4 protein-coding genes are annotated in these 2,415 nt (G+C 65.2%); all 4 read right to left on the bottom strand.

The annotated features are described in order from the left end of the window. Positions 1 to 401 precede the first annotated feature (401 nt). Genes ACFVXN_RS18345 through ACFVXN_RS18360 form a run of 4 tightly spaced genes read right to left on the bottom strand, consistent with a single transcriptional unit; the run spans position 402 to position 2,042 of the window. A complete protein-coding gene (locus ACFVXN_RS18345) occupies positions 402 to 671 on the bottom strand; it encodes a hypothetical protein (protein ID WP_389235932.1) in 270 nt (89 codons plus the stop codon). Further along, complete coding sequence (locus tag ACFVXN_RS18350) at positions 668 to 1,027, bottom strand: hypothetical protein (protein ID WP_389235935.1); 360 nt, start codon at positions 1,025 to 1,027, stop codon at positions 668 to 670. Before ACFVXN_RS18350 ends, ACFVXN_RS18345 begins: the two co-directional genes overlap by 4 nt. Positions 1,028 to 1,047: 20 nt before the next feature. After that, positions 1,048 to 1,425: a DUF3846 domain-containing protein gene (locus tag ACFVXN_RS18355; protein WP_389235938.1), complete on the bottom strand. Its 378-nt coding sequence runs from the start codon at positions 1,423 to 1,425 to the stop codon at positions 1,048 to 1,050. Then, entirely contained in the window at positions 1,422 to 2,042 is a 621-nt protein-coding gene (locus tag ACFVXN_RS18360; protein WP_389235941.1) for a hypothetical protein, read from the bottom strand. Before ACFVXN_RS18360 ends, ACFVXN_RS18355 begins: the two co-directional genes overlap by 4 nt. Positions 2,043 to 2,415 lie beyond the last annotated feature (373 nt).

A 2,415-nucleotide genomic window follows, 5' to 3' on the forward strand; every position in this document is an offset into this window, starting at 1 on the left:
TTCCCGCGCCGCTCCATGTCATACCCACAGCATACCACCCCACCCCCACGCAACCCAAACAGTCGAAAATCTCAAAACATCCAAAACTGTTGATCAACAACAAATTACGAACCTTACAACCTGACATTTGTGCACAACATACGTAAATAACTATTTCTCAAGTGATTACCCAAACATATTGCAAATCAACACCTTTCAAAACTGGCTCCAAAACGGACGAAACGGGCACCCGCGCGCCCGCCGACACCCGGCGCCGGCACACCCCCGACACGTCGCCGGCACCCTCACATCACAAACCGGGGACATGTCATCACACCAGGTCACAGCACCATTACGGTCGCACGCAGCACACGGCCCGCACCCCGGAAGTCGGGTGCGGGCCATGCACGGAGAGAGGCGAACTACGCTGCGGGGTCCAGCCAGGGCCGCCCGCCACGGCCCTCCACATAGACCCCACCCGGCGGACCATCGAGCAGCGTGAGCAGCAACTCACGCGCCGCCGGAGAGGCACCGGCGAGCATCTCGTCCCGGTGCTCGCACCAGTCCACCCACTCCCAGCCCGCACCGGCATCGATGCAACTCTCCACGGCCTCCACCGGCTCACCATCCACGAACACCCACACGCTGGTCGGCCCATCCGGATCGCGGACGATCACCGCCTCCACCGTCACGCCTGCACCGCCTTCGTCACGGTGTAGCCGAGCCACTCCGCCAACAGGTGCAGCAGATCATCCGCCGACGGCAGAGCCGCCCGATCCATCCGATCCCGGACCGCGTTGCACTCGACCTTGTCCTCACACATGCACTCACTGTTGCGAGCACCGTCCTCGAGGCCCGAGTCCAGCCCGCAGCCGTCCACCGTCACCGGATCGAGCACCCACCGATCGATGCCGTCCCAGTCGCGCATCAGATACACCCAGATCGATTCCTCGATGAAGTGGGTGCCGCGATTGAGGGCGCGCTCGCCCTGCGACATGTAGACCTCGGCAGGGGTGGGGATATTCGTGTTCGTCGTCGTCGTTGTCATCGTGGGGTTTCCCTCCTCAGTCAGTGGTTCACGGTGGGCGCGAACACCGCACCGGTCAGCAGGGCATCCCTCTGGGCATCAGACAGGCCCACCGTCGCGCCGTTACCGTCATGGGCCGCGAACACCACAGCCCCGCAGAACGGCTGCCAGATCGCCCCGTGAGCGCGCGCAACCGCCGTCGCCATCAGATTCACCTGGGCATCGGCCTGGATTGCGCCCTCATCATCGACCCACATATCCAGATCCCGGGTCAGCCGCACCACGTCGAACCAACGGCACCCGATCGCCGACCGGATCGCCGCCCCAGTGCTCACCCGCGCCCCGAGGTCGATCACCACGGGACGCCCGTCCACACCGATCCGCACCGCCTGCGCGGTCACCGTGCCGGTGACGCTCATGCCTGCACCTCCGTCACCGTGTACTCCCGCAGGTCCAGACCGTGACGGCGGAACCCACCGATCCGGCGGCCCAAAGCCCGCGCCAGCACCTCCCCGTCCACCTCGTCCTCGGCAACCTCCTCGGACCGGGCCGACACCGACACCGACACCTTCGCGGTGATCGTCACCAAAGCCTCGACCGTGAACTCCCGACTGCGCGGCGGCAGCCCGTGCTCCTCCATGAACCGATCGAACTCACTGCACAGGTTGTTCTCATCCGCCCAGGTACCCGCGTCCTTCGCGATGTGCTCCACCCAGTCCGCGTGCGCCTTCTGATTGGCCTGCAGGTGCTCACGCAGCCACGCCACCTCCCGGCGATCGCGCATCGCCTCCGCCAACGACGTGGCGAGCCGCTCCCACCACACCGGCACCGGGCGCTGCAACGACGCGACCACCACCTGATCCGGGCGCACCCGCCCCTGCCACACCGGCGCATCCGGCGAGAGCGGCACCAACGCCACCGCCACCAGACGCTTGTCCTCGGCGACACCGTTCACCGACAACGCCGCCACGTCGGTGCGATCCGCGACCAGCCAGCCAGCCGTCCACGCCTCACCCTCCCGCACCTCGACGAACACCCCATCCGCCGGGAACACCCCACCGGCAGGAGCGGCTACACCCGCCCCGCTCGTCACGTTCTCGACAACTGCAACGTCCACAGACATCACAACTCCAAACCCCCGGACAACACCCCGGGCTCACCGGAGCGGAAAGGTGGTCAACCCCCTCCGCCCCGCATCAATTGGGACACCGAAAACATAGCCCACCCCACCGACACAAACAACCCGAAACACGCTGCACAACAAAAGAATTCGATCCGTACACCGCCCACAAAAACACGCCGGAATCAAGCCCCCGAACACGAAAAACGCCACCTACCCATCCCGTGCCGGGGCACGGGATGGGTAGGTTTCTGACCAGGCAGTTCGGTGTAGCTGGGTGGGATTGAAG

It is taken from the genome of Cellulomonas sp. NPDC058312 (genome assembly GCF_042880135.1).
GTDB lineage: Bacteria > Actinomycetota > Actinomycetes > Actinomycetales > Cellulomonadaceae > Cellulomonas.